The sequence below is a fragment of the Micromonospora sp. NPDC005806 genome, from assembly GCF_042871425.1.
Classification (GTDB): Bacteria; Actinomycetota; Actinomycetes; order Mycobacteriales; family Micromonosporaceae; genus Micromonospora.
The window spans coordinates 23,371-29,763 of sequence record NZ_JBIAIL010000059.1; the positions used below are offsets into that span (position 1 = coordinate 23,371).

The following is a 6,393-nucleotide window of genomic DNA, read 5'->3' on the forward strand; positions in this document are numbered from 1 at the left end:
AACCGGCGCCGTCGCGCCGCTCAGCCCTGGGCCTCGTGCTCGCGGATCACCCGGTCGATGCGCCTGTCGGGGACGACCCACAGGATCGCCGCGCCGACGAAGCACGCCAGGGCAATCCCCACTCCGACATGCCCGCTCCGGTCGATCAGCAGGGCGCTGAAGATCCCGACGAGGTAGAACACCGGGGATACCTTGCCCTTGACGTCGGCGCCGATGGCCCGCCGCAGCGGCGACTCCGGTCCCTGCTGCTGAATGATCACGTTCTGGAGCACGAAGTACGCGATGCCCGCGCTGAGCAGGTTCAGGCCGTAGATGACGACGGGGGTTCGCTCAAACCTCGACTCGTCCATCCAGGCGGTCGTGAACGGGAACAGGGAGAGGCAGAACAGCAACGCCAGGTTCGCCCACAGCACCCCGCCCCTGATCTGCCGTACCAGATGGAACATGTGGTGGTGGTTGTTCCAATAAATGCCCACGTAGACGAAGCTGAGGAGATAGGTCAGCAACCCCACGCCGGTCGTGTGGATGAGGTCGGAGAACTCGTGGCCATGCGGCACCTTCAGCTCCAGCACCATGATCGTGATGATGATGGCAAGCACGCCGTCACTGAAGGCCTCCAGCCGACTGGTCCTCACCGCGCCACCGCCCTTCTCCCTCCGGCACGCGGCCGGGAACCGCGACCTGCTCTGGGGTAAGCAGACCAGACGCTGCGGCGCGGTGCCCTCGCGGCCGCCCTACCGAGATTCCGCCATGATCTGCGACACAGCCGGTTGTCGCGCAGGTTGGTCGTAACTACCTTGGTTGCGACGGGAGGTGGTGGCATGACCGGCAACAGTCGGTACACGATCGCGCTGCACGTGTTGACCTGGATGGCGCTGGTCGCCCGGCGGGGCCGGGACCTGGTCACCTCGGAACAGATCGCGGGCAGTGTGAACACCAACCCGGTGTTCCTGCGCCGGGTGCTCGGACCGCTGCGTGAGGCCGGGCTGGTGAGTTCGCAGCGCGGTTCCGGTGCGGGCTGGCGGCTGGCCCGCCCGGCGGCGGAGATCACCCTGGCCCAGGTGTATCAGGCCATGGCCGACCAGCCGTTGTTCCCGATGCACCGCGGGGAGCCCAACCCGGACTGCCCGGTCGGCCACGGCATCCGCCCGGCCCTGGCCCCGCTGTACCGGGCCGCCGAGGACGCACTCACGCGGCAGTTGGCCGGTACCACCATCGAGGACCTGCTCGCCGACACGCTGCGGCAGCACGCCGCCTCCTGACCCCGCACACCCGGTACCCATGCCCGCACCATGCCCACAGACGTAACCACATCAGTTACGATAAAGATGAAGGAAGGCCATGTACCGCCGCCTGCTCGTGCTCTCGCTCGCCGCCTTCGCGGTGGGTACCGACAGCTTCGTCATCGCCGGCGTGCTGCCCGACGTGTCCGCCTCCCTGCACGTGGGCACCGCGGCGGCCGGGCAGCTGATCACCGCATACGCTCTGGCCTACGCCCTGCTCTCCCCGGTGATGGCGGCCGCTACCGCGCACTGGCCCCGGCGGACCGTGCTGTTGGTCGGGCTGGCGGTGTTCATCGCCGGTACCGTCGGCTCCGCGCTGCTGCCGGCGTATCCGGCGGTCCTCGCCGCCCGCGCGGTCGCCGGACTGGGCGGCGCGATGATCGTCCCGGTCTCCGGCGGCGTGGCCGCCGGCCTAGTCCCGGCCGCGCAGCGCGGCCGAGCACTGGCCGTGGTGCTGGCCGGGCTGACCGCCGCCACAGCGCTCGGCGCGCCGCTGGGTACCGCATTGGCCGCGCTGACTAGCTGGCGTATCACCATGCTGGGCGTGGCGGCGCTCGGCCTGCTGGCCGCCGCCGGGGTAGCCACCCTGCTGCCACCGGTGCCGACCCCGCCCGCGGTCGGGCTGCGCGCCCGGCTCGCCCCGGTCCGCAACCCGCGGGTGTCCGCGACCCTGGCCACCACGCTGCTCGGGTACGCCGGCCTGTTCACCGTGTACAGCTACATCGCGTTGGTCTTCCACGGCGCCACCGGCGGCAACGGCCGCACCCTGGCCACCCTGCTGCTCGTGTGGGGGCTGGCCGCGACGGCCGGCAACCTGGGCGCCGGGCACCTGGTAGACCGGTTGGGCAGCCACCGGGTGATCCCGGTCGCGCTTGTCGTGGCGCTGGTGGACTTCGCCACGCTGCGCTGGACCTCCGGCACGCTGCCGGGCGCGCTGGCCGCCCTGGTGGTCTGGGGCCTATCCGGTTGGGGCCTGCTGGTCGCCCAGCAGCACCGGTTGGTGTCCACCGCACCGGCCGCGGCACCGATCCTCATCGGGCTCAACTCCTCGGCGGTCTACCTCGCGGTGTCCGCCTCCGGGCTGATCGGCGCGGCGGTCATCAGCGTGCTGGGCGCCGGCTGGCTCGCCTCGGTGGGCGCCGGGTTCCTGGCCGCCGCGCTGCTTGCCACCGCGGTGCCGATCAGGTCCGCCCGCGGCGGGCGGCCGGAGCGGGACCGCGCGGCGGCCGAGGCGGGTACGGCATGATCTCGGCAGTTGGAAAATCAAACCGCTCTCGTATCGCGGCCGTCGTCGTGGTGCTCGCGGTGTTCATGACCAACCTTGACCTCTGGATCGTGAACGTGGCGCTGCCCGCGATGGGCGCCAGCTTTTCCCGCCCAGGGCACCCGGCCACGCTCGGCGACCTGTCCTGGGTGCTCAACGCGTACGCCATCACGCTCGCCGCCCTGCTGGTGGTGATCGGCCGGCTCGGCGACCGGGTCGGCAAGCGGCCGGTGTTCCTGGCCGGCGTGGTGATGTTCACGCTCGCCTCGGTCGGATGCGCGCTGGCTCCGACGCTGTGGGTGCTGGTGCTGGCCCGGGTGATGCAGGCCATCGGCGCCGCTGCCCAGCTGCCGACTTCGCTGGCACTGCTGCTGGCCTTGGTACCGGCCGAGCGGCGCACCCAGGCCACCCGCGGCTGGGCGGCGGTCGGTGGGCTTGCCGCGGCGGCCGGCCCGGTGCTTGGTGGGCTGCTGGTACAGGTGGACTGGCGCTGGGTCTTCGTGGTGAACCTGCCGATCGGAGTGCTCACCCTGGCCGCCGGCCTTGTCGCGCTGCCGAAGCCGGTTGCGCGCGAGGCCGGCCGGCTGCCCGACCCGTGGGGTGCGGTGCTGATCACGGCCGCCGCCGCGGCGCTGTGCGGTGCGCTGGTGCAGGCACCGACCTGAGGATGGTCATCCACGCGTACGTTCGCCCTACTCGCCGTTGCCCTCGTGACGGCGGTGTGGTTCGGATGGCGCTCGGCGCGCCACCACACTCCGCTGCTTGAACTGCATCTGCTGCGGCTGCCCCGGTTCGGGGTGGCCGGCGCCGGAACGTTCATCTTCGGCTCGGCGTTCGCCATCGTGCTGCTGTCCAACGTGCTCTGGTGTCAAGACGTATGGCGATGGAGCGCGCTGCACACCGGCCTCGCCCTGGTACCCGGCCCGGCGCTGGTGCCTATCGTGGCCGTTGCGACGGCGCGGGCGGCCCGGCGCTTCGGCCATGGTCCACTGGTCGCGGCCGGGGGCGTGCTGTACGCGGCCGGCCTGCTCTGGCGTACGGTCCTGGTTTCGGCCACCCCCGACTACCTTCGTGACCTGCTGCCCAGCATCGTGCTGACCGGTAGCGGGGTAGGCCTGGCCCTGGGTACCCTCGTCGCGGCCGGGGTGCAGTCGCTGCCCGACACCCGCGCGACCACGGGCTCCGCGCTGGTCAATTCGCTGCGGCAGATCTCCTCGACGGTCGGCGTGTCATTGCTCGTGACGATCCTGGGCACGCGGGTGGATGCCGGTTCGGTCAACCACTTCCGGCTGGCGTGGGGCCTGGGCACCGGGCTGAGCCTACTGACCGCGGGAGTGGGCGTGCTCCTGACCCGGTCGGCGGTGCAGCCCGTACCCGCAGGCGCCAGTGCCCACTGACGTCTCGGTTGATCAAGCTCATCCGCGATCGTGTCAAGCGCGAGAGCGTCTACAAGGGCGAGGCCGGCTGCGTCGCGTGTTGTCAGTCTGCCGGTGCCGGCTCGGTGGGCCGTGGCGTGAAGAAGCGGATTATGTCGTCGGCTGCGGTGGGGGACAGCATCATTGCCTGGACTCGTGCGGACATTTCGGCGATCGGGTGGGTTCTGATGAACATCGCCTCCTCGTACGTCTGAATCGCCGAGTCGGGGTCGGCGGGGTTGGTGGCGAGTTCGGCGGCGAGTTCGGCGGCGTCGAGCATGGCTTGGTTGGCGCCCTCGCCGACCGGCGGCATGAGGTGCGCGGCGTCACCGATGAGGGTGATGCCCGGCTGGTGGGCCCAGCGTGTACCGGTGGGCATCGCCTCGATCGTGCGTGGGGTCGGCGGGCTGTCGCCGGCTTCGATGAGTGCGGTGAGGCTGGGGTCCCAGCCATCGAACATGTCCAGCAGAGCGCGCTTGCTGCGGTAGGTGTCTATGTGGCGACCGTCCGCGCGTAGGGAGATCCCGACTCGGATGCTGCCGTCGCCGAGGCGTTGTGCTGCCAGGATCTGGTTCACGCCGATGCACCACAGGTTTCCGGGGCCGACCAGATCGGCGAGATTCGGGTGGCGCCGGTCGACGTCGCTGATGCTGAGCTCGGCCAAGGTGGCCACGGAGGACAGTGTCACGTCGGTCAGCAGCGACCGGACGACCGAGCGTGCGCCGTCCGCGCCGATGAGGACGTCGCAGTCGGCGCTGTGGCCGCCATCGAACGTCAGCCCGAAGCCTCCGTCGGGTCGTGGGGTCGCCGCGACGAGCCGGTGCTGCCAGGCCACCGCGTCGCCGGGGAGCGAATCGAGCAGAAGATCACGCAGTGCGCTGCGGTCGATCTCGGGGCGTCCGGAGAATGAGCCGGGTTGTGGCTTGTGGTGCACGAGGGTGCGTCCGGCCGGGTCGAGGATGCGATGTTCCTCGCCCTCCGGCCGTGCCTCGGAGCGGAATCGGCCGGCGAGGCCCGCATCGGCCAGGGCCCGTTGCCCGGACTCCGGGTGCAGGTCGAGCGATCCGCCCTGTGATCGCGCGGATCGGCTTGCCTCGCGTTCGTACACCACCGCGCCGATGCCGTGCCGGTGCAGGATTCGGGCCAGCGTCAGGCCGCCGAGGCCACCGCCGGCGATCGCGATTCGCATCATCATCTCCGTTACCGTACGCTGTATCTTATGGATACGCCGTACGGTAGCGCACCGCTGCCCGTCTGGGAACGGCCCGAGCCTCAGCCGCGGACGGCGTCGGTGCCGCTGAGCCGCGCGAAGATCGCCGCCACGGCGATCCGGATCGCCGACGCACACGGCCTCGACGGGCTATCGGTACGCAAGATCGCCAAAGAGCTCGGTGTCGGTCCAATGCGGCTCTACGACTACGTGGTCAACAGATCCGAACTGCTCGATCTGATGGTCGACGCCGTGTACGCCCAGATTGCCGAGGCCGGCCAGCACTCCGAATGGCGCGCCACGGTACTGGCCATCGTTCACCGGACCCGCGAGGCCGCTCTTGATCATGAGTGGTTCGCCGACCTGCTCGGCGCAAGGCCACACATAGGACCTCACGCGCTCGCCGTGGGCGAATCGACCGCGGCGGCGCTCAGCCAGGCCCCTGGCGTGCGCGGTATCGACGATCTCCAGCGAGCTGTGGGCGCCCTCAGCGCGTTCATCGTCGGAGCACTCCGCAGGGAGATCACCGAGCGCCGCACCGCCCGTTTAACCGGCACCGACGTGTCCGCTTGGCAGGCCGCCCTCGGACCCTACCTGACACGCATGCTCGAAACAGGCCGCTACCCCACCGTCGCGCGGCTCGTCATCGACGGCGCCCACCTCAACGCCGAGGAAACCTTCCACCACAACCTGATCACCATCCTGGACGGCATCACCAGCCATCCCCACACGTGACCTACTACTCGCAGGCCAGTGGTCGACCGAACACCGATACACCTCGATCAGACATCCGTAGCCGCTGATCGCGCGTCACAGGCCGTGGCCGATCGGTCATGTGCTCCAGCTTCCGGTACTGCCGTTGAGCGACCAGCGTGCTGCCGAGGCGGTCCAGGTACGGGACTGACGTCACCCGGCCGCGATCGAATACCCAATCGCGGCGATGTCCTCGTTCAGTCTGGCAACAGTCATCTCTGGGTTCAAGGCCTGCACAACGACGTCAGTGAGCGGGCGGTGCGCGACGACGTGCTCGACCTCCGTCGCGTCTAGTTCGATCTCGTAGTAGTCCTCGGCGAACGTGACGTACCGGTCGACGATGTCGTCGAGCAGGATCTCGAGCAGCCCAGAACCGTCCGGGGCGTTGTCGTCGTACGGTCCGCGGAGCGGAGGGAACGTGATGCCTTCGCCGGCGTGCCAGCGGTCGTCACCGGAGAGCCGCCACAG

General features: G+C 70.0%; 7 protein-coding genes and 1 pseudogene. 5 read left to right on the top strand and 3 right to left on the bottom strand.

Going from position 1 to position 6,393, the window contains the following annotated elements:
• Positions 1-20: 20 nt before the first annotated feature.
• Positions 21-635 (bottom strand): TMEM175 family protein, encoded by a 615-nt coding sequence (locus tag ACFYOS_RS33785; protein WP_387150551.1) that lies wholly within the window; start codon positions 633-635, stop codon positions 21-23.
• A gap of 186 nt (positions 636-821) precedes the next feature.
• Here ACFYOS_RS33785 and ACFYOS_RS33790 point away from each other — a divergent pair, with 186 nt between their 5' ends.
• From ACFYOS_RS33790 to ACFYOS_RS33805, 4 genes are all read left to right on the top strand, one after another.
• Positions 822-1,262, top strand: a complete 441-nt coding sequence (locus tag ACFYOS_RS33790; RefSeq protein WP_387150554.1) for an Rrf2 family transcriptional regulator — start codon at positions 822-824, stop codon at positions 1,260-1,262.
• A gap of 79 nt (positions 1,263-1,341) precedes the next feature.
• Positions 1,342-2,529, top strand: a complete 1,188-nt coding sequence (locus ACFYOS_RS33795; protein WP_387150557.1) for an MFS transporter — start codon at positions 1,342-1,344, stop codon at positions 2,527-2,529.
• Positions 2,526-3,212: an MFS transporter gene (locus tag ACFYOS_RS33800; RefSeq protein ID WP_387150559.1), complete on the top strand. Its 687-nt coding sequence runs from the start codon at positions 2,526-2,528 to the stop codon at positions 3,210-3,212. Before ACFYOS_RS33795 ends, ACFYOS_RS33800 begins: the two co-directional genes overlap by 4 nt.
• A gap of 45 nt (positions 3,213-3,257) precedes the next feature.
• Positions 3,258-3,944, top strand: a complete 687-nt coding sequence (locus ACFYOS_RS33805; protein WP_387150562.1) for a hypothetical protein — start codon at positions 3,258-3,260, stop codon at positions 3,942-3,944.
• An 82-nt stretch (positions 3,945-4,026) separates the two neighbouring features.
• Here the strand turns inward: ACFYOS_RS33805 and ACFYOS_RS33810 are convergent, their stop codons facing one another.
• Complete coding sequence (locus tag ACFYOS_RS33810; protein WP_387150565.1) at positions 4,027-5,157, bottom strand: FAD-dependent oxidoreductase; 1,131 nt, start codon at positions 5,155-5,157, stop codon at positions 4,027-4,029.
• Between ACFYOS_RS33810 and ACFYOS_RS33815 the strand changes: the two genes are divergently transcribed.
• The gene (locus ACFYOS_RS33815; RefSeq protein WP_387150568.1) at positions 5,086-5,907 is read left to right on the top strand and encodes a TetR/AcrR family transcriptional regulator; all 822 of its coding nucleotides are present in this window, start codon (positions 5,086-5,088) and stop codon (positions 5,905-5,907) included. The genes ACFYOS_RS33810 and ACFYOS_RS33815 overlap by 72 nt on opposite strands.
• Positions 5,908-6,078: 171 nt before the next feature.
• Here the strand turns inward: ACFYOS_RS33815 and ACFYOS_RS33820 are convergent.
• Positions 6,079-6,393 (bottom strand): annotated as a pseudogene (locus tag ACFYOS_RS33820) (hypothetical protein); the annotation flags it as partial.

What these genes read in the sequence shown, in the direction of transcription:
- ACFYOS_RS33795 (WP_387150557.1), top strand. Translation starts at nt 1,342, where the DNA reads ATGTACCGCCGCCTGCTCGTGCTCTCGCTCGCCGCCTTCGCGGTGGGT.
- ACFYOS_RS33800 (WP_387150559.1), top strand. Translation starts at nt 2,526, where the DNA reads ATGATCTCGGCAGTTGGAAAATCAAACCGCTCTCGTATCGCGGCCGTC.
- ACFYOS_RS33790 (WP_387150554.1), top strand. Translation starts at nt 822, where the DNA reads ATGACCGGCAACAGTCGGTACACGATCGCGCTGCACGTGTTGACCTGG.
- ACFYOS_RS33810 (WP_387150565.1), bottom strand. Translation starts at nt 5,157, where the DNA reads ATGATGATGCGAATCGCGATCGCCGGCGGTGGCCTCGGCGGCCTGACG.